The organism is Streptomyces sp. NPDC007907 (assembly GCF_042959365.1).
GTDB lineage: Bacteria > Actinomycetota > Actinomycetes > Streptomycetales > Streptomycetaceae > Streptomyces > Streptomyces indiaensis.
In genome coordinates this window covers 184,266-208,871 of sequence record NZ_JBIBKR010000008.1, presented here as the reverse complement: position 1 = coordinate 208,871, position 24,606 = coordinate 184,266, and the positions used below count along the sequence as shown (strand labels likewise).

Annotated in this window: 24 protein-coding genes and 1 pseudogene; 8 read left to right on the top strand and 17 right to left on the bottom strand. The window is 73.1% G+C overall.

Annotation, left to right across the window (positions count from 1 at the left end; all coding sequences use genetic code 11):
- Positions 1–93: 93 nt before the first annotated feature.
- From ACFZDI_RS30500 to ACFZDI_RS30450, 11 genes are all read right to left on the bottom strand, one after another.
- Positions 94–1,428, bottom strand: coding sequence for a GTP-binding protein (locus tag ACFZDI_RS30500; RefSeq protein ID WP_391254834.1), 1,335 nt, complete (start codon positions 1,426–1,428; stop codon positions 94–96).
- 2 nt (positions 1,429–1,430) lie between these two features.
- Positions 1,431–2,369, bottom strand: a complete 939-nt coding sequence (cysD, locus tag ACFZDI_RS30495; RefSeq protein ID WP_234846405.1) for a sulfate adenylyltransferase subunit CysD — start codon at positions 2,367–2,369, stop codon at positions 1,431–1,433.
- Positions 2,366–2,902: an adenylyl-sulfate kinase gene (cysC, locus tag ACFZDI_RS30490; protein ID WP_234846404.1), complete on the bottom strand. Its 537-nt coding sequence runs from the start codon at positions 2,900–2,902 to the stop codon at positions 2,366–2,368. The genes cysD and cysC overlap by 4 nt, the downstream gene beginning before the upstream one ends.
- Positions 2,903–2,925: 23 nt before the next feature.
- On the bottom strand, positions 2,926–3,636 hold the full coding sequence (locus tag ACFZDI_RS30485) for a phosphoadenylyl-sulfate reductase (RefSeq protein ID WP_234846403.1): 711 nt from the start codon (positions 3,634–3,636) through the stop codon (positions 2,926–2,928).
- Positions 3,633–3,821 carry a hypothetical protein gene (locus tag ACFZDI_RS30480; protein ID WP_031133932.1) on the bottom strand — a complete coding sequence of 63 codons (189 nt, stop codon included), beginning with the start codon at positions 3,819–3,821 and terminating at the stop codon, positions 3,633–3,635. Before ACFZDI_RS30480 ends, ACFZDI_RS30485 begins: the two co-directional genes overlap by 4 nt.
- Positions 3,818–5,515 (bottom strand): nitrite/sulfite reductase, encoded by a 1,698-nt coding sequence (locus tag ACFZDI_RS30475; RefSeq protein WP_234846402.1) that lies wholly within the window; start codon positions 5,513–5,515, stop codon positions 3,818–3,820. The genes ACFZDI_RS30480 and ACFZDI_RS30475 overlap by 4 nt, the downstream gene beginning before the upstream one ends.
- 129 nt (positions 5,516–5,644) lie before the next feature.
- Complete coding sequence (locus ACFZDI_RS30470; RefSeq protein WP_311241247.1) at positions 5,645–5,728, bottom strand: putative leader peptide; 84 nt, start codon at positions 5,726–5,728, stop codon at positions 5,645–5,647.
- A gap of 126 nt (positions 5,729–5,854) precedes the next feature.
- A complete protein-coding gene (locus tag ACFZDI_RS30465; protein WP_234846401.1) occupies positions 5,855–6,427 on the bottom strand; it encodes a GNAT family N-acetyltransferase in 573 nt (190 codons plus the stop codon).
- Between the two features lie 66 nt (positions 6,428–6,493).
- A complete protein-coding gene (locus ACFZDI_RS30460; protein ID WP_391254828.1) occupies positions 6,494–7,804 on the bottom strand; it encodes a hypothetical protein in 1,311 nt (436 codons plus the stop codon).
- Positions 7,805–8,020: 216 nt separating this feature from the next.
- Positions 8,021–9,298, bottom strand: a complete 1,278-nt coding sequence (locus tag ACFZDI_RS30455; RefSeq protein ID WP_391254825.1) for a GAF domain-containing protein — start codon at positions 9,296–9,298, stop codon at positions 8,021–8,023.
- 278 nt (positions 9,299–9,576) lie between these two features.
- The gene (locus ACFZDI_RS30450) at positions 9,577–11,211 is read right to left on the bottom strand and encodes an acyl-CoA dehydrogenase family protein (RefSeq protein WP_391254822.1); all 1,635 of its coding nucleotides are present in this window, start codon (positions 11,209–11,211) and stop codon (positions 9,577–9,579) included.
- Between the two features lie 110 nt (positions 11,212–11,321).
- Here ACFZDI_RS30450 and ACFZDI_RS30445 point away from each other — a divergent pair, with 110 nt between their 5' ends.
- Positions 11,322–12,488: a YihY/virulence factor BrkB family protein gene (locus tag ACFZDI_RS30445; RefSeq protein ID WP_234846397.1), complete on the top strand. Its 1,167-nt coding sequence runs from the start codon at positions 11,322–11,324 to the stop codon at positions 12,486–12,488.
- 13 nt (positions 12,489–12,501) lie between these two features.
- Here ACFZDI_RS30445 and ACFZDI_RS30440 read toward each other — a convergent pair whose 3' ends face one another.
- Complete coding sequence (locus ACFZDI_RS30440; protein WP_391254819.1) at positions 12,502–13,395, bottom strand: NmrA family transcriptional regulator; 894 nt, start codon at positions 13,393–13,395, stop codon at positions 12,502–12,504.
- Between the two features lie 81 nt (positions 13,396–13,476).
- Between ACFZDI_RS30440 and ACFZDI_RS30435 the strand changes: the two genes are divergently transcribed.
- Both ACFZDI_RS30435 and ACFZDI_RS30430 read left to right on the top strand, forming a co-directional pair.
- Positions 13,477–14,412 (top strand): cupin domain-containing protein, encoded by a 936-nt coding sequence (locus tag ACFZDI_RS30435; protein WP_391254816.1) that lies wholly within the window; start codon positions 13,477–13,479, stop codon positions 14,410–14,412.
- Positions 14,413–14,818: 406 nt separating this feature from the next.
- Positions 14,819–15,502, top strand: coding sequence for a helix-turn-helix domain-containing protein (locus tag ACFZDI_RS30430; protein ID WP_391254813.1), 684 nt, complete (start codon positions 14,819–14,821; stop codon positions 15,500–15,502).
- Here ACFZDI_RS30430 and ACFZDI_RS30425 read toward each other — a convergent pair.
- Positions 15,488–15,886, bottom strand: coding sequence for a VOC family protein (locus ACFZDI_RS30425; RefSeq protein WP_234846393.1), 399 nt, complete (start codon positions 15,884–15,886; stop codon positions 15,488–15,490). The genes ACFZDI_RS30430 and ACFZDI_RS30425 overlap by 15 nt on opposite strands.
- 342 nt (positions 15,887–16,228) lie before the next feature.
- Between ACFZDI_RS30425 and ACFZDI_RS30420 the strand changes: the two genes are divergently transcribed.
- Positions 16,229–16,768 (top strand): peptidoglycan-binding domain-containing protein, encoded by a 540-nt coding sequence (locus ACFZDI_RS30420; protein ID WP_361110123.1) that lies wholly within the window; start codon positions 16,229–16,231, stop codon positions 16,766–16,768.
- A gap of 36 nt (positions 16,769–16,804) precedes the next feature.
- On the opposite strand, the gene ACFZDI_RS30415 is transcribed toward ACFZDI_RS30420, so the two are convergent.
- From ACFZDI_RS30415 to ACFZDI_RS30405, 3 genes are all read right to left on the bottom strand, one after another.
- On the bottom strand, positions 16,805–17,224 hold the full coding sequence (locus ACFZDI_RS30415; protein ID WP_234846391.1) for a helix-turn-helix transcriptional regulator: 420 nt from the start codon (positions 17,222–17,224) through the stop codon (positions 16,805–16,807).
- Positions 17,225–17,467: 243 nt separating this feature from the next.
- On the bottom strand, positions 17,468–17,893 hold the full coding sequence (locus ACFZDI_RS30410; RefSeq protein ID WP_391254808.1) for a Rid family hydrolase: 426 nt from the start codon (positions 17,891–17,893) through the stop codon (positions 17,468–17,470).
- Between the two features lie 149 nt (positions 17,894–18,042).
- Positions 18,043–19,086, bottom strand: coding sequence for a substrate-binding domain-containing protein (locus ACFZDI_RS30405; protein ID WP_391254805.1), 1,044 nt, complete (start codon positions 19,084–19,086; stop codon positions 18,043–18,045).
- A gap of 402 nt (positions 19,087–19,488) precedes the next feature.
- Between ACFZDI_RS30405 and ACFZDI_RS30400 the strand changes: the two genes are divergently transcribed.
- A complete protein-coding gene (locus tag ACFZDI_RS30400) occupies positions 19,489–21,105 on the top strand; it encodes a carboxylesterase family protein (protein WP_391254802.1) in 1,617 nt (538 codons plus the stop codon).
- 248 nt (positions 21,106–21,353) lie between these two features.
- Here ACFZDI_RS30400 and mmuM read toward each other — a convergent pair whose 3' ends face one another.
- Positions 21,354–22,265, bottom strand: coding sequence for a homocysteine S-methyltransferase (mmuM, locus tag ACFZDI_RS30395; RefSeq protein ID WP_391254800.1), 912 nt, complete (start codon positions 22,263–22,265; stop codon positions 21,354–21,356).
- A 42-nt stretch (positions 22,266–22,307) separates the two neighbouring features.
- Here mmuM and ACFZDI_RS30390 point away from each other — a divergent pair.
- The 3 genes and pseudogenes from ACFZDI_RS30390 to ACFZDI_RS30380 form a co-directional block, all read left to right on the top strand.
- Positions 22,308–22,619: pseudogene (locus ACFZDI_RS30390) on the top strand (amino acid permease); the annotation flags it as partial.
- 9 nt (positions 22,620–22,628) lie between these two features.
- Complete coding sequence (locus ACFZDI_RS30385) at positions 22,629–23,747, top strand: aminoglycoside phosphotransferase (RefSeq protein WP_391254797.1); 1,119 nt, start codon at positions 22,629–22,631, stop codon at positions 23,745–23,747.
- Between the two features lie 23 nt (positions 23,748–23,770).
- Entirely contained in the window at positions 23,771–24,598 is an 828-nt protein-coding gene (locus ACFZDI_RS30380; RefSeq protein WP_391254794.1) for an MOSC N-terminal beta barrel domain-containing protein, read from the top strand.
- Positions 24,599–24,606: the final 8 nt, after the last annotated feature.

Sequence of the window (24,606 nt, the reverse complement as noted above, 5' to 3'; positions counted from 1 at the left end):
CGCGCCACTCCGCCCTGCCCGCTGCCGAGAGCACCGCTGCCGACGCGGCCGCCCTCCTTGGCGAACGTGGAGTAGAAGTCGGGGGAGGTCATGTCAGAAGTCCCACCCGTCGTCCTCGGACTCGTCCTTGACCGGCTCGGGGGCCGCGAAGGACTCGCCGACCATGCCGGCGGTGAGGGTCTGGCCGTCGTTCGGGTCGATCAGGATGAACGAGCCGGTGCGGCGCGAGTCGGCGTAGGAGTCGACCGGCAGCGGCTCGGCGGTACGGACCTTCACCCGGCCGATGTCGTTGGCGACGAGCTGTCCCGGGTGCGGGTGCAGGGACAGGTCGTCGAGCGTGAGGCGGGACGGGATGTCCTTGACGATCGCCTTGACCGTGCGGGTGCCGTGCTTGAGGAGCACCCGGTGGCCCACCGTCAGCGGGGCGTCGGCGACATGGCAGACCGTCGCCTCGATGTCCTGCGTGGTCGCGGGCGCGTCCTTGCTCGGCACGATCAGGTCGCCGCGCGAGATGTCGATGTCGTCCTCCAGCAGGAGGGTCACCGACTGCGTCGTCCACGCCACGTCGACCGGCTCGCCCAGCAGGTCGATGCCGGAGATCTTCGAGGCGCGGCCCGACGGCAGCACCGTGACGGATTCGCCGACGCGGAAGGAACCCGCCGCGATCTGACCGGCGTAGCCCCGGTAGTCCGGGTGCTCCGGGCCCTGGGGGCGGATCACGTACTGCACGGGCAGCCGCGCGTGGCAGTGGCTCAGGTCGTGGCTGACCGGCACCGTCTCCAGGTGCTCCAGCACGGTGGGGCCGCCGTACCAGTCCATGGTGGCGGAGGGCTCCACCACGTTGTCGCCGACGAGCGCCGAGATCGGGATCGCGGTGACCTCGGGGACGCCCAGCTCGGTCGCGTACGCCGTGAACTCCTCGGCTATGCCGGCGAACACCTTCTCCTCGTAGCCGACGAGGTCCATCTTGTTGACGGCGAGGACCACGTGCGGCACGCGCAGCAGGGCGGCGATGGCCGCGTGCCGGCGGGTCTGCTCGACCACGCCGTTGCGGGCGTCGACCAGGACCACCGTCAGCTCGGCGGTCGAGGCACCGGTGACCATGTTCCGCGTGTACTGCACGTGGCCGGGGGTGTCGGCCAGGATGAACCGCCGCCGGGGCGTGGCGAAGTAGCGGTAGGCCACGTCGATGGTGATGCCCTGCTCCCGCTCGGCCCGCAGACCGTCGGTGAGCAGCGCGAGATCCGGCGCCTCCTGGCCGCGGCTCGCGGAGACCCGCTCCACGGCCTCCAGCTGGTCGGTGAGGACCGACTTGGAGTCGTGCAGCAGCCGCCCGACGAGGGTGGACTTGCCGTCGTCGACGGAGCCGGCGGTGGCGAACCGCAGCAGGGTCGTCTCCGCGAGTTCCTCGGTGGTGATCGTGCTCATCTCTAGAAGTACCCCTCGCGCTTGCGGTCTTCCATCGCGGCCTCGGACATCTTGTCGTCGGCGCGAGTGGCGCCGCGCTCGGTGAGCCGGGAGGCGGCGATCTCCACGATCACCTTCTCGATGGTGTCGGCGTCGGAGTCCACCGCGCCGGTGCAGGACATGTCACCCACGGTCCGGTAGCGCACCAGGCGCTTCTCGACGGTCTCGCCGTCCTTCGGCCCGCCCCACTCGCCGGCGGTCAGCCACATGCCGCCGCGGGAGAACACCTCACGCTCGTGCGCGTAGTAGATCTCCGGCAGTTCGATGCCCTCGCGGGCGATGTACTGCCACACGTCCAGCTCGGTCCAGTTGGACAGCGGGAAGACGCGGACGTGCTCGCCGGGCGCGTGCCGGCCGTTGTACAGGTTCCACAGCTCCGGGCGCTGCCGGCGCGGGTCCCACTGGGAGAACTCGTCGCGCAGGGAGAACACCCGCTCCTTGGCCCGGGCCTTCTCCTCGTCGCGGCGGCCGCCGCCGAAGACGGCGTCGAACTTCTCCGCCTGGATCTTCTCGGTCAGCGGCAGCGTCTGCAGCGGGTTGCGGGTGCCGTCCGGGCGCTCCTTGAGGACCCCGCGGTCGATGTAGTCCTGCACGGAGGCGACGTGCAGCCGCAGCCCGTGCCTGGCCACCGTGCGGTCGCGGTAGTCGAGGACCTCCGGGAAGTTGTGCCCGGTGTCCACGTGCAGCAGCGAGAACGGCACCGCCGCCGGCCGGAAGGCCTTCAGCGCCAGGTGCAGCATGACGATGGAGTCCTTGCCGCCGGAGAACAGGATCACCGGCCGCTCGAACTCGCCCGCCACCTCGCGGAAGATGTGCACCGCCTCGGACTCGAGGGCGTCGAGGTGGGAGAGCGCGTACGGGCTTTCGGTCCCCTCGGAAACGGTGGCGACGGTCGTCGTCATGCCAGTCCCCTTTCGCTGAGCAGGGCGTACACGGACGCCGCGGACTCCTGCACGGTCTGGTTCTGCGACTCGATGCGCAGGTCGGGCGCCTCGGGCGCCTCGTACGGGTCGTCGACGCCGGTGAGCCCCGTGAGCTCGCCCGCGGCCTGCTTGGCGTACAGGCCCTTCACGTCACGCTCGCTGCACACCTCGACCGGCGTGGCCACGTGCACCTCGACGTACGCGGTGCCGTTCGCCTGGTGGCGCTTGCGCACCGCCTCGCGGCTGTCCTGGTACGGCGCGATGACCGGGACGAGGGCCAGCACGCCGTTGCGTGCGAGCAGTTCGGCGACGAAGCCGATGCGCTGCACGTTGGTGTGCCGGTCCTCGCGGCTGAAGCCGAGGCCCGCCGAGATGAACTCGCGGATCTCGTCGCCGTCGAGCACCTCGACCCGGTGGCCCTCCCCGCGGAGGCGGCCGGCCAGTTCGTGGGCGATCGTGGTCTTGCCGGCGCTCGGCAGACCCGTGAGCCAGACGGTGGCTCCGGTCGTCACGTCACTCTCCTGAATCGTCGTCGTCATCCGTGCAGCCCGCACTCCGTCTTGCTGCGGCCCGCCCAGCGGCCGGCGCGCGCGTCCTCGCCCTGAAGGACCCGGCGGGTGCAGGGGGCGCAGCCGACGGAGGCGTAGCCGTCCATCAGCAGCGGGTTGGTGAGCACCCCGTGTTCGGTGACGTAGGCGTCCACGTCGTCCTGGGTCCAGCGGGCGATGGGGGAGATCTTGACCTTCTGCCGCTTCTCGTCCCAGCCGACCACCGGGGTGTTCGCCCGGGTCGGGGACTCGTCGCGGCGCAGCCCGGTCGCCCAGGCCTGGTAGTCCTTCAGGCCCTCTTCCAGCGGCTGCACCTTGCGCAGCTTGCAGCACAGGTCGGGGTTGCGGTCGTGCAGCTTGGGGCCGTACTCGGCGTCCTGCTCGGCGACCGTCCGGCGCGGGGTCAGGGTGATGACGTTGACGTCCATCACGGCGTCGACCGCGTCCCGGGTGCCGATGGTCTCCTCGAAGTGGTAGCCGGTGTCGAGGAAGACCACGTCGACGCCGGGCATCGCCCGGGAGGCGAGGTGGGCGACCACCGCGTCCTCCATCGACGAGGTGACGCAGAAGCGCTTGCCGAACGTCTCGGCCGCCCACGTGAGGATCTCCAGCGCGGAGGCGTCCTCCAGGTCGCGGCCCGCCTGCTCGGCGAGCTTCTTCAGGTCCTCGGCGGTGCGCTCTTGCTGAGCCGTCGTCATATCTGTGCCCCTCCGGAATCGGATCGCTTCAGTCCCTGGGCCAGCAGCCCGAGGAACTTCAGCGAGAAGGCCCGGCTGCACGCCGCGCATTCCCACGCGCCGTGCCTGCCCTCGGCGGCCTCGCTCGGACGCAGGTCCTCGTCGCCGCAGTAAGGGCAGTAGAACGGTGCCGCGCGCTCGCTCACGACAGCGCCTCCTCGCCGGCCCGGGCCGCCCAGGCGGCGAATCGCTCGCCGTCCTCGCGTTCGGCCTGGAACCGCTTCAGGACGCGCTCGATGTAGTCCGGCAGTTCGTCGGAGGTGACCTTCAGACCGCGCACCTTGCGGCCGAAACCGGCCTCCAGGCCCAGCGCGCCGCCCAGGTGCACCTGGTAGCCCTCGACCTGCTCGCCCTGGTCGTTGAGCATGAGCTGGCCCTTGAGACCGATGTCCGCCACCTGGATACGGGCGCAGGCGTTCGGGCAGCCGTTGAGGTTGATGGTGAGCGGCTCGTCGAAGTGCGGCAGGCGGCGCTCCAGTTCGTCGATCAGCTGCGCACCGCGCTGCTTGGTCTCGACGATGGCCAGCTTGCAGAACTCGATGCCGGTGCAGGCCATGGTGCCGCGCCGGAACGAGGAGGGCCGGGCGGTCAGGTCGAGGGCCTCCAGGGCCTCGACGAGCGAGTCGACCTTGTCCTCCTCGACATCGAGGACGATCATCTTCTGCTCGACGGTGGTGCGCACCCGGCCCGAGCCGTGGGCCTCGGCGAGGTCGGCGATCTTCGTGAGCGTCGCGCCGTCGACGCGTCCCACACGCGGGGCGAAACCGACGTAGAAGCGGCCGTCCTTCTGCCGGTGCACACCGATGTGGTCGCGCCACTGCTGGGACGGCTGCTCGGGGGCCGGGCCGTCGGTCAGCTTGCGCTTCAGGTACTCGTCCTCCAGGACCTGCCGGAACTTCTCCGCGCCCCAGTCGGCGACGAGGAACTTCAGGCGGGCGCGGTTGCGCAGCCGGCGGTAGCCGTAGTCGCGGAAGATCGAGATGACGCCCTCGTAGACGTCCGGAACGTCGTCGATCGACACCCAGGTGCCGAGCCGCACGCCCAGCTTGGGATTGGTGGACAGGCCGCCGCCGACCCACACGTCGAAGCCCGGGCCGTGCTCGGGGTGCTCGACGCCGACGAACGCGACGTCGTTGATCTCGTGGACCACGTCCAGCAGCGGCGAACCCGAGATGGCCGTCTTGAACTTCCGGGGGAGGTTCGAGTACGCCGGGTTGTTCAGGACGCGGCGCTTCATCTCCTCCAGGGCCGGGGTCGCGTCGATGATCTCGTCCTCGGCGATGCCTGCCACCGGCGAGCCGATCATCACACGCGGGGTGTCACCGCAGGCGGTGACCGTCGACAGGCCCACGCCCTCCAGCCGGTTCCAGATCTCGGGCACGTCCTCGATCCGGATCCAGTGGTACTGGACGTTCTGCCGGTCCGTGATGTCGGCGGTGCCGCGCGCGAACTCCTGCGAGACCTCGCCGATGACCCGCAGCTGCCGCGTGGTCAGGGCCCCGCCGTCGATCCGGACACGCAGCATGAAGTACTCGTCGTCCAGCTCCTCCGGCTCCAGGACGGCCGTCTTGCCGCCGTCGATGCCGGGCTTGCGCTGGGTGTACAGACCCCACCAGCGCATGCGGCCGCGCAGGTCGTTGGGGTCGATGGAGTCGAAGCCCCGCTTGGAGTAGATCGTCTCAATGCGTGTCCGCACATTGAGACCGTCGTCGTCCTTCTTGAACTGCTCGTTGCCGTTCAGCGGGGTGTGGTGCCCCACGGCCCACTGACCCTCACCGCGGTGACGGCTCACCTTGCGGCGGGGAGTCGCGGCAGCAGGGTTCTGCGGGGTGGCGGCCATGGTTGATACGTCCTTCGGGACAGGCGAGAATGCGGCTCTGACCTGCGCATGCGTGCGCATGGGCATAGGGCGCGTCATTGCGCAGGGGTGAGGCAGGAAAGGAAGATGTCGGGCGCGGGCTGAGTACGCTCAGTGCGCCGGACAGATGGCGCTGGACATGCGGCCGAGGTCGACGTGCCGCCGACTCACCAAGGCAATTCCAGTTCCAGACATGACGGAAGCGTGTCACGGCGATCTGGACACAGTCCAGCTTCGTCCAAGATGCGGACACCCTTGTCTCGCAGAGCGAGACAAGAGTGTCGTTGGTCACATCGGGCGTCGTTGAGGTGTCCGACCAGGTCAGACGGGGAACGCTCCAGGCCACGGTCCCGGAGCGGCGACTTCCGCCTCCTCCTCGACCTTGGTGTCGAACAGCTTGAAGCCTCGCCGCTGGTAGTTGTCCATCGCGTGCTCGCCGTCCTTGCTGCAGGTGTGCAGCCAGACCCGCTTGGTCGGGGTCAGTCCCGCCCAGCGGTCGGCGAGGTCCCAGGCCCGGGCCGTGCCGTACGACAGCAGGTGCCCGCCGATGCGCCGGCCGCGGAAGGCGGGGAGCAGTCCGAAGTAGACGATCTCCACGACGGCGTCGTCCTGCGCCTCCAGCTCCACGAACCCGGCCGGCGTGCCCCGGTCGTACGCCACCCATGTCTCCACGCCGGGCCGCTGAAGGTACTCCACCCACTGCGCGTAGGACCAGCCGAGCCGGTCCGTCCAGCGGATGTCGCCGCCCACCGACGCGTACAGGAACCGGCTGAACTCGGGCGAGGGCACCTCGGAGCGGACGACCCGGACGTCCCCGTCCGGCGCGAGGGCCGGCAGCAGGTCGGTCGGCGCGGTCTGCTCCAGGGACCAGGTGGTCACGGCGATGGTGGTCATACGGGTCAGAAAATCACCTGACCCACTCGTCTGTCGATCGTCGGCCCGCTCCGTGGACAGCGCCGGTCAGCGCAGCGCCCGGTCGACCGACGCCAGCGGCAGCGCGAACAGCATCCGCCCCGACTGGGACCAGACCTCGCCGGTCTCCTCCCAGTAGGACAGGGAACCCGACCCGCCGCTCCAGCACTGCCGCGTCTCGTCCGTACCGCACTCCGCGGCCCGCGCGCCCTCGGTGTCCTGGCGCCACAGCGTCCCGTGCCCGCCCTCGGTGCCCGCCGCCCGGTCCAGGTACCAGCCCGACCGGTACGCCAGCACGCCCCGCACCTCGGCCGTCTTCGTCTCGTACGCCTCCACCGGGGCCGCCCTCCCCGAGGAGTCGGTGGCGAGCAGACCGGACCGGGCCGGGTCCCGGCTCAGCGCGTAACGCCACAACCGGGTGCGCCGGTCGTCGTCCGCCGGTGCCCACGCGCTCGCGACCAGACTGTCGGGGGAGGTGCTGCGGTCCAGGGAGACGGTCGCCGGACGGGCGCCGCCCTCCCCGCCGGGCAGGGCGTACGCGCCGACGGCCGGCAGCACGAACCGGTAGCCGTGCGCCGCCCAGCCGCCCCGCACCCGGCCGACCGCGTCGGATTCGACGGTGGCGCGCTGGATGCGGTCCAGGTCGTACACGTACAGCGCGTCCCGGTCGCCCTCGCGGGTCGTCACCAGCAGCTTGTCCTGGTACCAGGCCATGCCCGACAACGGGGAGACCAGCCCCCGGTAGTCCCGCCCGCCGTCCACCGGGACGGCCAGCAGCGCCCAGGTGTAGCGCGGCGCGCGGGGGTCGTTCGCGTCGACGAAAGCGACCTTGGCCAGGCCCTGCCCGGGGGCCGGGCCGTCCAGGGAGCCGCCCTCGGCGCCCCGGGTCCAGCCGGAGAGGATCACGCGGTTGCCACCCCAGCGGCCGTCGTCGTCCGCGTCGCCCGACGTCGTGACCGCGCCGGCGCGCCAGCCCCGGGTGTCGGAGCCGCTGAAGCAGTACGCGCGCGTGGCCGCCGGTTCCACCGGCAGGCTGTGCCGGTCGGCGGCCGGGCAGCCGGCCGCGTCCCGCAGCGGGAGGTCGGCGCCCTCCAGCACCGCGCTCACGCCGACCGGCCGGCCCATCTTCGAAGCGAGCCGGTCCAGCCACCGCCCGGGCACCCGGTGCTCGGCCAGCGCCGGCTGCCCGGCCCCGTCGGACGCGGCGACCTGCTTGAGAGCCCCGGGGGCGTCGGCGACGGTGGCCTGCGAGGCGCTGATCAGGGTGGCTGCGGCGGTGAGCGCGAGGGCCGTCCCGGCGAGGGTCGCGCGCAGCGCCCTGCCCCGTCTGCGCCGCCGGTGTCTGCCGCGATGCTTCATAACGTCCTCCCGGTACGGACCAACTGCGCCTGTTGATCCGCACGTTGACGGAGGAGCAGGTGGGGTGGTCCGTAGAGGGATGCTACGGCAGGTGAGGGGTGCCGCGGACGAAGACCCCGCAAATATGCGAAAGATGCACCCCTGAGGGCGTCGATGCGGCTTGTGCGGCAGGCGCGGTGAACTTCAGGGCGGCTTGTGCGGCACGCGCGGTGAACCTCAGGGCGTCGGTGCGGCTCTGCGTTGTCTGCTCACCGCCGGCGCGGTCGAGTGGGGCAGCAGGTCCCGGGGATCGTCCGGAAGCAGCACCTCGACCTCGGCCTCCTCGGCGAACCGGTACGGCCGGTGCTCCAGGAACGCCCCGAGATACCGCCGTACCCGCGACATCTCGGCCCGTATCGTCACCGTGCGGGCCGGATCCCCGAACACGTCCGCCGCCAGGCCCGAGGCGCTGCGGCCGGAGCGGTGGAGGGCGAGGAGGTACAGCAACTCCGCGTGCCGGGGACTCACTTCCCGGGTCCAGGAGCCCGCCCCGCCGTGCACCTGCACCGACCAGTGCCGCGCAGGCCGAAGGTCCAGCACGATCCGGGCCGGGCCGTGCGGCACCGGCTCGTCGGCGACCGCCCGCACCAGCCAGCCCCCGCCCAGCGGCTCCAGCGTGCACGGCCCGAGCGCCGGCAGCCGCGCCGGGCCCGCCGACAGCGACTTCGGCAGGGCCACGCGCCGCACGTACGGCATCCCGCTGACCGCCGCCGTCCAGCCGTCCGGGTCGACGACCAGGGCACGGCCGCCCAGCCGGGCCAGCACCGGCGCCGCCACCGCCCGCAGCCGCTCCAGCGACTCCACGTGCATCTCCCGCAGCCGGGCCTCGGCCAGTTTGGCCACCGAACCGACCCAGGCGAGCGTGGCCGGGTGCATCGTCTCCAGTGGCCCGCTCACGTCCACCACACCGAGCAGCCGGCCGTCCCGCGGATCCGTCAGGGGAGCGCCCGCACAGGTCCAGCCGGCCTGGGAGCGCACGAAGTGCTCCGAGGCGAAGACCTGCACCGGCCGGCGCACCACGGCCGGGGTGCCCACGCCGTTCGTGCCGACGACGTCCTCACGCCAGTCAGCGCCCAGTTCGAAGCCGAGCCCGTCCGCCTTGCGCAGCACCGGCGGGCTGCCCTCGCGCCACAGCACCCGGCCGTCCTCGTCGGCCACCACCATGATGTGGTGGGCGACGTCCGCCGCCGCCAGCAGACCCTCCCGCAGCACCGGCAGCACATGGCGCAATACCGACGTCTCGCGCCGCCGCTGCACCTCCTCACGGGAGAGCGGGTCCATCCGCACGTCGTGGTCCGGGTCGATGCCGCCGCGCAGCATCCGCTCCCAGGACCGCTCGATCACCGGACGCGGTGACACCGGGGCGGGCTGCCCGGACAGCCGCGCGGCGCGGACCTCGCTGAGGACCCGGGCCGCCCGGGTGCTGTCGACGGCGGCCAAGTGCGTGACGTCCATGCGCGTGCGCCCCCCCGGAGTCGCTTTTGACTGTCCGTCTCATAGTGCCGCCTGCGCCGTGAGGGCGTGCACAGTCCGCACACAGTCAGCAGCAACTTGCAACCCCCTGCAACCCTGGTGGACGGCCCGGCCGTGTCCGAAACTTGATCCGCGCCGTCCCGAGCGGCGTTCAGCGGCTCGAACGGGCCAGTACGGCGGGGGTGGTGCCGTGTCGGCGCAGCACCACCCCCGCTCCTCGCCCACACCGACCCCGCGCGTGCGCGCAGCGGCCTCCCGGGTCAGGACACCGGCCGGGCACGCTCCACCACGGAGGCCAGATCCAGCGTGTGCGGCAGCGTGCCGAACGCCGCGCCCCCGTCGCCGCCGAGCCGCCCCGCGCAGAACGCGTCGGCGACCTGCGGCGGCGCGAAACGCACCAGCAGCGACCCCTGGAGCACCAGCGCGAGCCGCTCCGCCAGCCGCCGCGCCCGCCCCTCCACGCCCTCCAGGTCGGCGAGTTCGGTCAGCAGGCTCTTGATGGCCCCGTCCAGCCGGTGATCGGCGCCGCGCGCCTGCCCGACCTCCCGCAGATAGGCGTCCAGCGCCCCCGGCTCCCGCTGCAGCGCCCGCAGCACGTCCAGCGCCTGGACGTTGCCCGCGCCCTCCCAGATCGAGTTGAGCGGCGACTCCCGCACCAGCCGTGGCATCTGGGACTCCTCGACGTACCCGTTGCCGCCCAGGCACTCCGCCGCCTCCACGGCGACGGGCGGGCACCGCTTGGTCACCCAGTACTTGGCGGCCGGCACCGCGATCCGCAGCAGCGCCCGCTCCTGCTCACCGCCGTCGTCGTAGGCCGCCGCCAGCCGCAGCGCCAGCGTCGTCGCCGCCTCCGACTCCAGCGCCAGATCGGCCAGCACGTTGCGCATCAGCGGCTTGTCGGCGAGCTTCCCGCCGAACGCCTCCCGGTACGTGCAGTGGTGCACCGCCTGCGCCACGGCCTGTCGCATCAGCCCCGCCGAGCCGAGCACGCAGTCGAGCCGGGTCGCCGCCACCATCTCGATGATGGTGCGCACCCCCCGCCCCTCCTCGCCGACCCGGCGCCCCCACGTCCCGTCGAACTCGACCTCGGCGGAGGCGTTCGACCGGTTGCCCAGCTTGTCCTTGAGACGCTGGATCCGGAACACGTTGCGCGTGCCGTCCCGCAGCACCCGCGGCACCAGGAAACAGGTGAGCCCGCCCGGCGCCTGCGCCAGCACCAGGAAGCCGTCGGACATGGGCGCCGAGCAGAACCACTTGTGGCCGGTCAGCTCGTACGTCCCGTCCTCGGCGAGGGGCCGTGCCGCCGTGGTGTTCGCCCGGACGTCGCTGCCGCCCTGCTTCTCCGTCATGCCCATCCCGAACAGCGCCCCGGCCTTGAGGCGCGCGGGCCGCAGCTCACGGTCGTAGATCATGGACGTCAGCCGGGGCTCCCACTCGGCCGCCAGGTCCGGGTCGGTGCGCAGGGCGGGCACCGCCGCGTGCGTCATCGACAGCGGGCAGCCGTTGCCCGCCTCGACCTGCGTCCACACCAGGAAGGCGGCGGCCCGCCGCAGATGCCCGGCCGGCCGGTCCCACGCGGCCGTCAGTCCCGCCGAGACGCCCTTGCCGAGCAGCCGGTGCCAGGAGGGGTGGAACTCGACCTCGTCGACGCGGTTGCCGTACCGGTCGTGCGTGAGCAGCCGCGGCGGGTTCTCGTTGGCCAGCCGCCCCCACTCCTGCACCTGGGCCGAGCCGGAGGCCCGGCCGAGTGCCGCCAGCTCGCCGAGGACGTCGTCGCGCAGTTCCGGATCGAGATGCCGGTCGACCGCGTCGGTCAGAGACCGGTCGGCGGAGAAGACGTCGTACCCGACCAGCGGCGGGACCTGGTTCGTCACGGTGTGGGTGCTGCCTGCCATGGTGCGAACGTACCCCGGGGTAGCACCTTGGCACCCGGTGAAACCGGACCGGTCGGCGAAGACCCGGCCTGTGGGTGAGTGGGCCCGGCCTCGGCGGATACCGTTAGGGGGTGCAGCCAGCAAGTGAAACCTCCGACACGCCGTCCGGGCGCCTCCACCGGGCGCGGGCCCTCTACCGGAACGTCTCCAAGCGCAGGACCGCCTGGCTGCTGGTCAAGGACACCGTCAACTCCTGCGTCGAGTACCGCATCCTGGGGCTGGCGGCCGAGGCCGCGTTCTTCACTCTGCTGTCGGTGCCGCCACTGCTGCTCAGCATGATCGGACTGCTCGGCTACGTCGACGCCTGGACCGGCGCCGACACCATCCAGAGCCTCCAGACCAACCTCCTGGAGGCCTCCCGCACGGTCCTGTCCGACCAGGGCGTCCGCGAGATCGCCCAGCCGATCCTGCACGACGTGACGAAGGGCGGCCGGCCCGACGTCATCTCCATCGGCTTCCTGTTCGCCCTGTGGTCGGGCTCCCGCGCGGTGAACGTCTTCATCGACACCATCACCGTGATGTACGGCCTCGACGGCGTCCGGGGCATCGTCAAGACCCGTCTGATGGCCTTCCTGCTGTTCATCGTGGCCCTGCTGATCGGCTCGGTCGCGCTGCCGCTGATGGTGGCCGGGCCGGACGCCGTGGTGCGGATCGTGCCGTGGTCGACGACGCTCGTCCAGATCCTCTACTGGCCCACGGTGATCCTCCTGTCGATCGCCTTCCTGACGACGCTGTACCACGTGTCCGTCCCGGTCCGCTCCCCGTGGATCGAGGACGTCCCCGGCGCTCTGGTCGCCCTCGGCATGTGGGTGCTCGGCAGCTTCCTGCTGCGGATCTACCTGACCAGCACGGTCGAGGGCCCCACGATCTACGGTTCCCTCGCCGCGCCCGTCGCCGTGCTGCTGTGGATCGGTGTGTCCGCGTTCGCCGTGCTCGTCGGGGCCGCGGTCAACGCCGCCATCGACCGGGTCTGGCCGGCCGCCGCGACGGCCGCGGCCCGCGAGGCCAACGAGCGGCTGCGGCAGGCCCAGGTGGCCGAGTACGTCGCCCGCGCCACCGCCACCGGCGAGTCCGACCCCGACATGCCCTCGGAGTTCCCCGAGCGCTGGTCCCGCTTCTTGCCCCCCGAGGACCTCTCTGCCCGGCTGCGCACCCATGTGAAGAGCACCCACGTGAAGCACAGCCACGTGAAGAGCACGCAGGTCAACGGGGAGGGGCAGCCGCCCGAGGAGAAGTGACCGCACGCGGCTCTCAGGCCGTCCAGGTCCCGGCCGCGGCCTCCTCGCGCACGAAGTCGCCGAAGTCCCTGGGCGCCCGGCCCAGCACCTCCCGCACCCCGTCACAGACGTACGCGTTGCGGCCGTCGAGCAGGGTGTCGAAGATCTCCGTCAAACCCGCCACCTCGTCCGGCGGCACACCGAAGCCCGCCAGTGCCTCTCCGTAGTCACGCGTCGAGACGGCCCGGTACACCAGCGGGCGCCCCGTCGCCCCGGCGATCTCCGCGACGGCCTCCCCGAAGGTCAGCAGCCGCGCCCCGGAGAGCGTCAGGGTCCGCCCCGTGTACCGGTCGCCGGACGTCAGCGCGGCCACCACCACGTCGGCGACGTCCCGCACGTCGAGGAACGGCTCGGGTACCTCGCCAGCCGGGAACACCAGCTCCCCGCGCTCCCGCAGCTCCGCCACCAGCGGCCCCTCGCTGAAGTTCTGCGCGAACCACGCGGCCCGTACGACCGTCCAGTCCGCGCCCGAGGCGTGCAGCGCCTCCTCGGTGGGCAGGGCCTGGTCCTCGCCCCGCGCCGACAGCAGCACCAGCCGTCGCACCCCGAGCCCGACCGCCTCACGCCCGAGCGCGGCGACCGCCTCCGCGGCGCCCGGAGCGCCGACGTCCGAGGGGACGGCCAGATAGGCGGCGTCCGCGCCGCGCAGGGTGTCCGTCCAGGTCGAGCGGTCCCACCAGTCGAACCCCGTGGCCCGTGACGCCGCCCGCACGGTCAGCCCGGCCGCCTCGGCGGCCCTCGCCACCCGGCTCCCGGTACGCCCCGAGGCACCCGTCACCACCACCGTCGCGGCCCGCGGGACCCGAGCGGACGTCGCTGTCGTGCTTTCTGTCGCGTTCTCTGTCGTGTTCTGCGCCGTGTTCGTCATGCCGTCGAGTCAACTGCCGTGCGCCGCACGGAACCATCGCTGAACGGCTCATTCCCATACGACCGCGTCTACGCTGGCCGCATGGACGCTCTCGCAGGTCTGCTGGAAGGTCCCCGCGCGCGGGGCGCGTTCATGATCAGGGCCTGCTTCGACCCGCCCTGGGCGGTGCGGGTGGAGGACCGGGCCCCGCTCACGGTGATGCTGGTCGTCCGCGGCGCGGCCTGGATCGTGCCGGACACCGGCGAGCACACGCGGCTGCGGGCCGGGGACCTCGCCATCGCCCGCGGCCCGGACCCCTACACCTGCGGCGACGCCCCCGGCACGGCACCGCAGGCGGTCATCCTGCCGAACCAGGAGTGCCGCTACCCCGACGGACGGCCCCTCAACGGCTCCATGGACCTGGGCGTCCGGACCTGGGGCGACCGGCTCGACGGGCAGACCGTGATGCTGATCGGCACCTACCCGGTGCAGGGCGAGGTCGGCGGGCGGCTGCTGGACGCCCTGCCCCCGCTGCTCAGCCTCCCGTCCGACGTGTGGCACTGCCCCTTCACGCCGTACGTCACCGAGGAGATCGTCCGGGACGAACCAGGGCAGGAGATCGTCCTGGACCGGCTGCTGGACCTGCTGGTCATCGCCGCGCTGCGGGCCTGGTTCGCTCGCCCCGAGGCGGAGGCACCGGCCTGGTACCGGGCCCTGGCCGACCCGGTCGTCGGTGGTGTCCTGCGGCTCCTCCAGGACGACCCGGCCCACCCCTGGACCGTCGCCGCGCTCGCCGCGAAGGCCGGGGTGTCCCGCGCCGCCCTCGCCCGCCGCTTCACCGCCCTGGTGGGCGAACCCCCGATGTCCTACCTCACCGGCTGGCGCCTCGCCCTCGCCGCCGACCGCCTGCGCGACTCCGCCGACACCCTCGACGCGGTTGCCCGCACGGTGGGCTACGGCAGCGCGTTCGCCTTGTCGACGGCGTTCAAGCGGGTGTACGGGGTGAGTCCGGTGGAGTACCGGGGGAGGGTGGCGTAGCGGCACCGGACTCCGGGCGGGCCGCAGCGGCGCGAGTACCGGACGGGCGGCACGGCGCGGCGCCGGCCCCGTGCCCGGTTCACACGACCTGGCCCCCTGCGCCTGGCCCTGCGCCCGGTCTGTGGGCCCGGCCCACGCGCCCGTCCCCGAACTCCGTGGCGCGGGGCCGGGAGCCCCGCGCCCGGCCCCCGCGCCCGGCCCTGCGCCCGGCCCTGCGCCCGGCCCTGCGCCCGGCCCTGCGCCCGGCCCTGCGCCCGGCCCTGCGCCCGCCCCTGCGCCCGGCCCTGCGCCCGCCCCTGCGCCCGGCCCCGCGCCCGGCCCCGCGCCCGGCCCCGCGCCCGGCCCCGCGCCCGGCCCCGCGCCCGGCCCCGCGCCCGGGCCGCAGCTCCGGCGTAGCCTGGCCCTCGTGTACGTGGAGCGGGCGTCGCGGCTGCCCGGGGCTGTGGCGTGGACCAACACCCCGTCCGGGGACGGGGTGGTCCGGGTGCTGCCCGACGGATGCATGGATCTGCTCTGGCACGACGGACGCCTGATGGTCGCCGGGCCCGACACCCGCGCCCACCTCCCGGACGGCGGGACGGGCCCCTGGGCCGGAGTCCGCTTCCCCCCGGGCACCGCCCCGGCGCTCCTCGGCGTACCGGCGCACGAGCTGCGTGACCGGCGCGTCGAGCTCGCCGACCTGTGGCCGGCCGCGCGGGTGCGGCGTCTGGCCGGCGCCGTGAACGCCGCCGCCGACCCGGCCGGCGGTCTGGAAGAGCTGGCGCTGCGGCGGGCGGGCGATGCCGACCCCCCGGACCCGCTGCTCCGGCAGGTCGTCACCGCCCTCGACGCGGGCCGCCCCGTGGCCGCGATCGCCGACGAACTCGGCTTCGGGTCACGGCAGTTGCACCGGCGCTCCCTGTCCGCGTTCGGCTACGGCCCGAAGACCCTGGCCCGCATCCTGCGGCTGCACCGGGCCCTGGCACTGGCTCGGGCCGGTGTGCCGTTCGCGGAGACGGCCGCCCGGGCCGGTTACGCCGACCAGGCCCATCTGGCCCGTGACGTGAGGGAGTTGTCGGGGCTTCCACTGGGGCGGCTACTCGCCGGCTAGCGGGGCGAACAGGTCCACCCCGTTGCCGTCCGGGTCGTGCACGACGGCGTACCGCTGCCCCCAGAAGGCGTCCCACGGCTTGAGTTCACCGTGGTACCCGGAGCCGACCAGCCGGTCGTACAACGCGTCCACCTCCTCCGGTCCGTCGCAGCGCAGGGCCAGCGAGGCCCGGCCCCCGTCCGCGGGCGGCCGCCACCCGGGCAGGAAGGAACGGACCGTCTCCTCGGTGTCGAACATCAGCCGCAGCCCGCCGGGCAGTGCGGCCTCGGTGTGCGGCTGCTCCTCGGCGCCGTGCGGGAAGACGAGCCCGAGCCGGCGGTAGAACGCGACGGAGGCGGCCATGTCGGAGACGACCAGGCCGATGGCATCGAATCGTGCAGTCATGGAGCCACCGTAGGGAGGACCACGAGGCCCGGTCTTGAAGAAAACGGACGCCGCACGCCCAGGACCCGATGGCCGGACGCCGGGCACCCGGCCGCCGTCACCGCCGGCCTCGCCCCGGGTGCTCGTCAAGGGAGCCGGCCCCGTGACCCGTGGCGGGCCCCGGTGACCCGGCCCCGGGCCGGGACGCCCGGAGCCCCGGGCGTGGACCGTCCCAGGACGGTCCGGGGACGCCGGAAAGGCTCGCCGCGGGCGCCTTGGGCCCCGAGGCTGTGCCGTGCCAGACGAGACGAGCCGCCCCAGGGGAAACCCGCCGGGGGACGGCGGTTCGGAAAGGACAACCGCATGAGCAAGCGCAATCGGGCCGTGGCGCTGATGACGGCCGTGATGCTGGGCGCCGGGGGGACCGGCATCGCCCTGGCACCGGCGGCGAACGCCGCGCCCGCCTACTTCGGTATCGACGGCAAGGGCGCCGTCGCCAACGACTGGGAGGACGAGGAGAACCTCGGCGTCGAGGCCTACGCCAGGGGCAACGCCGTCGCCCTGTGGGAGACCGTGCTGTGGGCGGACGGCGCCCAGTGGGAGGACGACGAGGGCGAGTGGCAGCCCTTCCGGAAGAGCCAGATCGACGGCTCCTTCGGACCGGAGACCGAGTCGGCCACCCAGTGGTGGCAGAGCCGGCACAACCTGCCCGAGACCGACGGCGTCGTCAACAGCGAGAGCTGGGACTTCGCCCAGACCCTGCTGCAGAGCCAGCCGGGCAACATCGTCCAGTACAAGGGCCTCGTGCGAAACGTCAACTTCAAGCGTGTGAGCGGCAAGTACCAGGTGAAGCTGCGGAACGTCGGGTCGTGGAAGTACGCCTACTACCGCACGCTCGGCTGAGCGACACCACCGCCGGGGAGCGGCCGGCCGTGACGGTCACCCGCTCCCCACCGGCAGCACCCACAACAGGCCGGCCAGCAGTACGGCGATGACGGCGAACGACACCAGGGCCGCCGCCCGCCAGCGCCGGTAGTCGGCACCGGCCGGCGGCGCGTGCGCCGCCGGCTCCGCCGGCCCGGCCGCCGCCCCGTGCGGCCATGTCAGGTCGGCCAGGTCCCACAGCGCCAGCAGCCGCGCCTGCTCCGTCCCCGCCATCCGGCACAGCGCCTGTACCGCACCGCGCGGTGGCTGTTTGGCCCCGCTGAGGTACCGCTGCCACGACGACTTGCTGTACGCGGTCCGCCGGGCCAGCTCCGCGAGGCTCCAACCGGTGCGGTCCTTCAGGGTCCGCAACTGCTCCACCAGGTCTCGTGCCTCCTTCGGCAGTGCGTCCGGAAGCGGCCGCCAGCGCGTCATGGTCGTCCCCCCACTGCTCGCCGAGCGCCCCGCCCCCGGACACCGGCCCCTCCCCACCGCATCGTTCGACGTCGGGCCGTCCCGGCTAGTTCCCCCCAATGGCGGGCGCGCGACGCGCACAAGGGGAGTGCGGCAAACTCCCGCACGACCCGACCGGTGGTCCGCGCGCCCCGGGGACATGGGGGAGACGTCTCGGCGTGCTCCGGGCCCTGAGAGGGCGTCCTCAGGGCGAGGGCGTGCCCCTCAGGCCGATCCGTCGGCCCCGGCCGGTCGCACCGCGACCGCGTCGACCTCGAACAGCATCCCCGGCAGCGCCAGCGAGGCGACCCCGCTCAGCGTCTGCGCCGGGAGCCGCTCCCCGAAGCGGGCGTGCAGGGCCCTGCCCAGAATCTCCAGCTTGCCCAGGTCGTGGTTCACGATGAACGTGCCGAGCCGTACGACGTGTTCATAGCCGAGACCGACCCCCTCCAGTGCCGCACGCAGCCGGTCGAAGGCCAGGTCCACCTGCGCGGCGAAGTCGCCCGCCACCGGCGCACCGCCGGCGTCCGAGGCGTACTGGCCACCGATGAAGACGGTCTCACCGGGGGCCGATACGGCGTGGCTGTAGCCGAAGGGCGTGGGGTCGTGGAGTGTGTCCGGGTTGGTGATCGTGCGCGAGTCGCGCGTCATGGCCGGCGGTCCTTTCGCGGAGTCGGCCCGCCCCCACACCGGCGGCGGTCATGGCACTCCGTCAACTCCCGTACGTATGAGCGCATTCCTCACCGCACCGACACAACTCCCGGTGCTAGAAGGCACCTTGGATGTCCGCCCCGCACCTTCTACGCGCGCGGCGCCGCCGTGCTCGCCCGTTCCACCAGCCGGGTCGACAGCTCCGTCCGTGTGCTCTCCGGGCGATGGCCGTCCATCAGGCGCAGCAGCGACCGCAGGGCCGTCGCGGCCATCTCGGACAGCGGCTGGCGCACGGTGGTCAGGCCGGGGGAGGCCCAGCGCGCCTCGGGCAGGTCGTCGAAGCCGACCACACTGATGTCGTCCGGCACCCTCAACCCCCTTTCGGCCAGGGCCTCGTAGACACCGAGCGCCATCCGGTCCGAGCAGACGAAGACAGCGGTCGGCGGCTCGGACAGGTCGAGGAGCTCCCGCATGCGGCGGTGGGCCACGCTCTCGTCGAAACCGGCGTACCGCACGTACTCGGGGCGGTGCCGGACCCCGGCCGACGCGAGGGCCGAGCGGTACCCGGCGACCCGCGCGCTGCTGCACAGCGTCCGCCGGGGGCCCGCGATGACGGCGATCCGCTCGTGACCGAGGGACAGCAGGTGTTCCGTGGCCGTCAGGCCGCCCCGCCAGTTCGCCGCCCCCACCGAGACCACGCCCGCCGGCGGTTCCTGCACCGGATCGATCATCACGAAGGGGATGCGGTGCTGTTCCAGCCACGCGTACTGCGAGTCGCTGAGCTCGGCCAGGTTGAACAGGACCCCGCAGGAGCCCCGGGCGACGAGTTTGTCGAGCCAGCCGCGCTCGGGGCGGCCTACGCGGGAGCGGACCAGCGCCGCCGACACCACGACCTCCAGGCCCGCGTCGTGCGCCGCCTCCTCCACGCCGTGCAGGACGGCACCGGACCAGGAGCTCTCCAGCGAGTGCACGACCAGATCGACCAGCCGGGGGGCCTTCGCCGCGTCGAAGCGGGGTCTGCGCACGTACCCGAGCCGGTCGAGCGCCTCGGTCACGCGGCGGCGGGTCTCGGGTGCCACGTCCTCGCGGCCGTTGACCACCTTCGAAGCGGTCGGCACCGACACCCCCGCCTCGCGCGCCACGACCGCCAGCGTCGGACCGGCCGCCACGTTCGCACTCGCCGTACGGACCATCGGGAACCCACCTCTCCGGCCCGTCCCAGGGCCGTGGAAAGTTTCGACCAACGCTGCACACGGCGGTCACGGTGCCCGGCCGGGCGGAAAGCGCTTCCTACTCTAGGTGGGGGCGCAGGGCGGCGGGAAGGAAAAGTGAATTCACCGTCGCCCGCCGGTCACACCTTTCGAAACCGCGAACAGCGCCCTCGACCGGATGCGCGGGCCGGTCGAAACCCGGAGAAGCCCGCCGTGAACGCCGTGCACGCGGCGTCGAGGCTCGGCTGCGGCAGCTGCGGCACGCCGACCGACGCCGAGTAACCCGAACGGACCTCACACCCGCCCCCGCACCGGAATAGCGGGCCAGAATGAGTTGCTCTGATCTTCACGGTGCACGAGCGCGGTGAGGAGGCTGGTGGACGTATGACGGCAGACCAGACGGGACCGCGGGCGGACCCCGTGGTGCGCACGCCCTACGGCGCCCTGCGGGGCCGGTACGAACGAGGCGTCGCGGTCTTCCGCGGCATCCCGTACGCCGCCCCTCCCTTCGGCCCCCGGCGCTTCCGGCCCCCCGTACCCCTGCCTCCCTGGGACGGTGTCCGTGACGCCGGTGAATTCGGCCCCACCTCGCCGAAACCGCCGTACTCGGACGCCTTCGCCCACTACCTGTCCGACCCCGTCGTGCCCGGCGACGACTGCCTCAACCTCAACGTGTGGACCCCGCAGCCCGACCCGCAGGCCCGCCTGCCCGTCCTCGTCTGGCTGCACGGCGGTGCCCTGACCAGGGGTTCCTCGGCCGTACCCGTGTACGACGGGCATGCCTTCGCCCGCGACGGCGTGGTCTGTGTCTCCCTCAACTACCGCCTGGGTGTCGAGGGCTACGGCCTGTTCCCGGACACACCCCCGAACCCGGGCCTGCGCGACCAGATAGCCGCCCTGACCTGGGTGCACGAGGCCATCGAGGCCTTCGGCGGCGACCCCAGCCGCATCACTCTCTTCGGTCAGTCGGCCGGGGCCATCAGCATCGGCGCCCTCATCGCCGCCCCGCAGACCCAGGGGCTGGTCCGGCGGGCCGTCCTGCAGAGCGGGCCGCCCGAGGCGTCCGAGCGGGCCAAGGTGCGGCGGATGGTCCGCCGCATGGCGTCCCGGCTGAAGATCCCCGCCACCGCCGAGGCCTTCGCCGCCGTCGACCGCGATCTGCTGCTGCGCACCCAGGCCGAGGTGGGCAAGCTGAGCAGCCCGGTGGTCGGCGGTCCCGCCTTCGGCCTCGTCATCGACGGCGACGTCGTCCCGCGCGACCCCCTGGAGGCCCTCACCGACGGCGGCGCGGCCCCCGGCGTCGAACTGCTGCTGGGCTGGACCCGCGACGAGTACCGGCTGTGGCTGGTGCCGGGCGGACTCCTGGAACGCGTCGACCGCCTCGGCGCCGTCGCCCTCGCCGGAGCCATGGCCCGCTGCCACTGCGGCAGCGAGGTCCCGCGCGGCTACCGCACCCTGCACCCCGAGGCAGGTACGGCGGAGACCGTCGGCCAGCTCGTCACCGACCACCTGCTCCGCATCCCCCTGCACCACCTGGCCGACGCCCGTACGGACCCCTCGTACGTCTACGAGTTCGCCTGGCCCTCCAACCTGCCCGGCCTCGGCGCCTGCCACGCCCTGGAGCTCGGCTTCGTCTTCGACACCGGAGACGTCCCCGAGTCCCGGAAACTCGCCGGGGAGGGCGCCCCGCAGGAACTGGCCGACGCGATGCACGGGGCATGGGTCCGCTTCGCCGCCGACGGCGACCCCGGCTGGCAGCGCTGGGACGAGACCCACCCGGTGCGCGTCTTCGGCGACCGGGCGCCGGAAGCCGAGGACAAGGTGGCCTACACGGCGTACGGACCCCGGGACCGTGAACTGGCCCTCTGGAAGACCGACTCCGCCGCACCCCCGGACACCGCACCCGCACCGGTCCCCGCGGAGGGATCACCCACGCGCAGCGCGGAACTCCGGTCCGCCGTACGCCGACTCCGCCGCTCCGGCGCGCTGCGCCACCACTGAGAACCGTCCGCGCCCTCCGGTCACGGGCTCAGGGCGTCGTCATGGAGGGTTCCACCGGCTCCCGGCCGGGCACCGTGACTGCCCGGTCCACCGTGTACGTCTGGCCGCCGCGCCCGATATTGGCCTGGGCGTGTTCGTCCGGGGTGCCGGGGCTGAGCTCCAGGGCCGTGTGGACCGCCGGGCTGTCCGGTTCCTCGTGGGGGACGGGGCCGGCTCCCGCGTCTGCCGCGTGATCCGAGGGGCGGGCCCTACGCCGCCCCCAGCGCCTCCGTGATGCCCGCGATGCCGTCCGGGCCCACCCGGCAGCAACCCCCGATCAACCGGGCTCCCGCCTGCTGCCAGCCCTTCACCTGGTCGGTGGTGAAAGTCGAACGGCCGGTCCAGGCGCGCGCCTCGGCGTCCCAGGTCTCGCCGCTGTTGGGATAGACGACGACCGGCTTGCCGGTGACCCGCGCCGCCGTCGCGGCCGCGGCGTCCACGTCCTGCGGCGCGCAGCAGTTCACACCGACCGCGATCACCTCGTCCGCCTCGGCGGCCAGTGCGAAGGCCTCCTCCAGCGGCTGTCCGGCACGAGTACGGCCCCCGGCGACGGAGTACGTCAGCCACGCCGGCACTCCGAGCCCGCGCACCGCCCGCAGCAGGGCCATGGCCTCGTCGGCGTCCGGGACCGTCTCCAGTGCGAGGACGTCCGGACGGGCCGCGGCCAGCACCTCCAGGCGCGGCCGGTGGAAACGCTCCAGCTCGTCGACGCTCAGTCCGTAGCGCCCCCGGTACTCCGAGCCGTCCGCGAGCATCGCTCCGTAGGGACCGGCCGAGGCGGCCACCCACAGGGGCCGCGGGGCATGGGCCCGACGGGCCGCCTCCCGAGCCAGATCCACGCTCAGCGCCATGAGTTCGGCAGCCCGGTCATGGTCGATCCCGCGCCCCGCGAACCCCTCGAACGTGGCCTGGTAACTGGACGTGATCGCCACGTCCGCCCCGGCCCGGAAGTAGGCGAGGTGTGCCTCGGTCACAGCCTCCGGCTGTTCGGCGAGCAGCCGCGCCGACCACAGCTCGTCGCTCAGGGCGTGCCCGGCCGACTCGAGCTGGTTGGACATGCCGCCGTCGAGGACGACCGTCCCGGCGGCGAGCGCTTCGGCGAGAGGGAGGGTGCTGGTCATGCCGACGACGGTAGTCGACGTTCCGCTTCCCGCCCCAGCCGCAACTACACGGCGGGACCGGACACCACGTTCCGCGTCCTCGTCCTGATCACCACCTTCACCGGCTGCGTGCCCTACCTGCTGTCGGCGGCGGCCCAGCTGTACTGGCCGGCCCGCGGCACCCGCAACCGGGTCCGCCCCGCCGGGCTGGCCCGTGACCTGAGCGTCGCCGTGCTCTCCTTCGGCGTCTCGTTCCGGCTGATCGCCGGCGCCGGGTATGCGGCCGTGTACCGGGGCGTGCTGTTCCTCTTCGCGGGGATCCCGGTGTACGTGTGGCTGCGGGGACGCAAGGACAGGGCCGGGGCGGAGGCATAGCATCGGGGGATGCCCGAGGTCGCCGCAGCGCATGCCGAAGTACGTGAGGTCCTGGGAGTTCCCACGGACCGGGCGGTGTTCGAGCCGCTCACCCACAACCCGGCGAACGGCGTCACGGCCGGCGTGTGGCGGGTTACCGGCGGCGACCGGTCGGCCGTCCTGAAGGTGCTGACGCGGACGCAGGAGACCGGCGTCGCCTGGTCGGCGTCCAACGACCCGCGTCACTGGAACTTCTGGCGCCGTGAGGCCTACGTCTACCGGACCGGGCTCGCCGGGGTGTGGCAGCGGCACGGCATCCGCGCCCCCCGGCTGCTGGAGTGCGTCGAACGCCCGGACGGTGACGTGGCGTTGTGGCTGGAGGACGTGCCGGGCCAGCCGGCCACCGCCTGGCCCCTCACCGGCCACGTCGACCACGCCCACCGCCTGGGCGCCGCCCAGGGCGCGGTCGGCCCGGGGGAGGACGCCCCCTGGCTGTCCCAGTCCTTCCTGCGGGACCGCACCTCGGGGAAGACGACCGGTGAGGAGCTGCTCGACGACGACGCGGCATGGCGACACCCGCTGATCCGGCGGCACTTCCCACCCGGCCTGCGCGAGGACATGCTCCGCCTCCACCTGGACCGCGAGTGGTTCCTCACGGTCATGGAGGCACTGCCCCGGGCCCTGTGCCACCTCGACCAGTGGCCCGCGAACGTCGTCTCCGGCGGTCCCGGCACCAGCGTCCTGCTCGACTGGGCTTTCGCCGGCGACGGCGCCCTCGGTGAGGATCTCGGCGCCTACCTCCCGGAGTGCGTCCTCGACCTGTTCGTCCCGGCCGCCGACCTGCCGGGCCTGGCCAAGGCGGCCTACGACGCCTACGTGCACGGGCTGCGCGGAAGCGGCTGGCGGGGCGACGAACGCCTCGTCCGGCTGGGGGTGTGCGCGTCCGCGGTGAAGTACGACCGGCTCACCGCGCTGATGCTGGCGCGGGCGGACGAGGAGCCGGTGGCCTACGGCGGTGAGGGCACGGTCCCGGCCGAACTCCGTTACCGGGAAGGGGGCCTGGCGCTGGCGTTCCTGGCCGAGTGGGCGGCCGAGGCGCGGATGCTGGCTCCCCTGCTCGGCTTTTCCGAAGCCCCCAGTGGCCGTTGAACCGCGGAACGGAACGAGAGGTCATGGCCCGGGTCGTCGAGCTGTCGTACTACCCCGTCAAGGGTTGCGCCGGTACGCCGGTACGCGAGGCGCTGCTGACGCCGGCCGGCCTGGCGCACGACCGCAGCTTCATGGTGGTCAGCGAGGAGGGCGTGTACCGGACGCAGCGCAGGGATCCGCTGCTGGCCGTCATCCGCCCCCGCGTCACGCCCGACGGTGACCACCTCACGCTCACCGCGCCCGGGACGGAGTCCCTCCACCTCCGGGTGGACACCTCCGGCACCCGGCGGAAGGTGGACCTGTTCGGAACCGCCTACCAGGGCATCGACCAGGGGGACGACGCAGCGGACTGGCTCTCGGACCTGCTCGGGGCCCCGAGCAGGCTGGTACGGGTCCCGCCGGAACACGACCGGGTGACCGACGGCCTGACCCCCGGCACCTCCGGCTACGCCGACAGCTGTGCCCTGCACGTCATCTCCCGCTCCACCCTCGACCTCCTCGACCGGCGGATGACCGAACGCGGTGCGGGCCCCCTGCCGCACGACCGCTTCCGCCCCAACCTCGTCGTCGACGGCTGGGACGACCCCCACACGGAGGACCGCGCACACCGCCTCCGCATCGGCGGAACGGAACTGGGCTTCGCCAAGCTCGCCCTTCGCTGCGCGGTCACCCTCGTCGACCAGCACACCGGCACCCGAGCGGGCCCGGAACCCCTCCGCACCCTCGCCACCTACCGCCGCACCCACCAGGGCGGCATCGCCTTCGGCACGAAGTACGCCGTCCTCCGACCCGGCACGGTGGCGGTGGGGGACGAGGTGGAGGTGGGGGTGTGGGGGGAGTCCGAGCTGTGAGGCCGGAG

Coding starts and splice junctions, on each gene's coding strand:
- ACFZDI_RS30475 (WP_234846402.1), bottom strand. CDS start 5,515: ATGGCCGCCACCCCGCAGAACCCTGCTGCCGCGACTCCCCGCCGCAAG.
- ACFZDI_RS30435 (WP_391254816.1), top strand. CDS start 13,477: ATGGACGCTCTCGCAGGTCTGCTGGAAGGTCCCCGCGCGCGGGGCGCG.
- ACFZDI_RS30470 (WP_311241247.1), bottom strand. CDS start 5,728: ATGTCTGGAACTGGAATTGCCTTGGTGAGTCGGCGGCACGTCGACCTC.
- mmuM (WP_391254800.1), bottom strand. CDS start 22,265: ATGACCAGCACCCTCCCTCTCGCCGAAGCGCTCGCCGCCGGGACGGTC.
- ACFZDI_RS30420 (WP_361110123.1), top strand. CDS start 16,229: ATGAGCAAGCGCAATCGGGCCGTGGCGCTGATGACGGCCGTGATGCTG.
- ACFZDI_RS30455 (WP_391254825.1), bottom strand. CDS start 9,298: ATGGACGTCACGCACTTGGCCGCCGTCGACAGCACCCGGGCGGCCCGG.
- ACFZDI_RS30440 (WP_391254819.1), bottom strand. CDS start 13,395: ATGACGAACACGGCGCAGAACACGACAGAGAACGCGACAGAAAGCACG.
- ACFZDI_RS30465 (WP_234846401.1), bottom strand. CDS start 6,427: ATGACCACCATCGCCGTGACCACCTGGTCCCTGGAGCAGACCGCGCCG.
- ACFZDI_RS30450 (WP_391254822.1), bottom strand. CDS start 11,211: ATGGCAGGCAGCACCCACACCGTGACGAACCAGGTCCCGCCGCTGGTC.
- ACFZDI_RS30380 (WP_391254794.1), top strand. CDS start 23,771: ATGGCCCGGGTCGTCGAGCTGTCGTACTACCCCGTCAAGGGTTGCGCC.
- ACFZDI_RS30485 (WP_234846403.1), bottom strand. CDS start 3,636: ATGACGACGGCTCAGCAAGAGCGCACCGCCGAGGACCTGAAGAAGCTC.
- ACFZDI_RS30460 (WP_391254828.1), bottom strand. CDS start 7,804: ATGAAGCATCGCGGCAGACACCGGCGGCGCAGACGGGGCAGGGCGCTG.
- cysD (WP_234846405.1), bottom strand. CDS start 2,369: ATGACGACGACCGTCGCCACCGTTTCCGAGGGGACCGAAAGCCCGTAC.
- ACFZDI_RS30425 (WP_234846393.1), bottom strand. CDS start 15,886: ATGACTGCACGATTCGATGCCATCGGCCTGGTCGTCTCCGACATGGCC.
- ACFZDI_RS30500 (WP_391254834.1), bottom strand. CDS start 1,428: ATGAGCACGATCACCACCGAGGAACTCGCGGAGACGACCCTGCTGCGG.
- ACFZDI_RS30410 (WP_391254808.1), bottom strand. CDS start 17,893: ATGACGCGCGACTCGCGCACGATCACCAACCCGGACACACTCCACGAC.
- ACFZDI_RS30405 (WP_391254805.1), bottom strand. CDS start 19,086: ATGGTCCGTACGGCGAGTGCGAACGTGGCGGCCGGTCCGACGCTGGCG.
- ACFZDI_RS30400 (WP_391254802.1), top strand. CDS start 19,489: ATGACGGCAGACCAGACGGGACCGCGGGCGGACCCCGTGGTGCGCACG.
- ACFZDI_RS30385 (WP_391254797.1), top strand. CDS start 22,629: ATGCCCGAGGTCGCCGCAGCGCATGCCGAAGTACGTGAGGTCCTGGGA.
- ACFZDI_RS30415 (WP_234846391.1), bottom strand. CDS start 17,224: ATGACGCGCTGGCGGCCGCTTCCGGACGCACTGCCGAAGGAGGCACGA.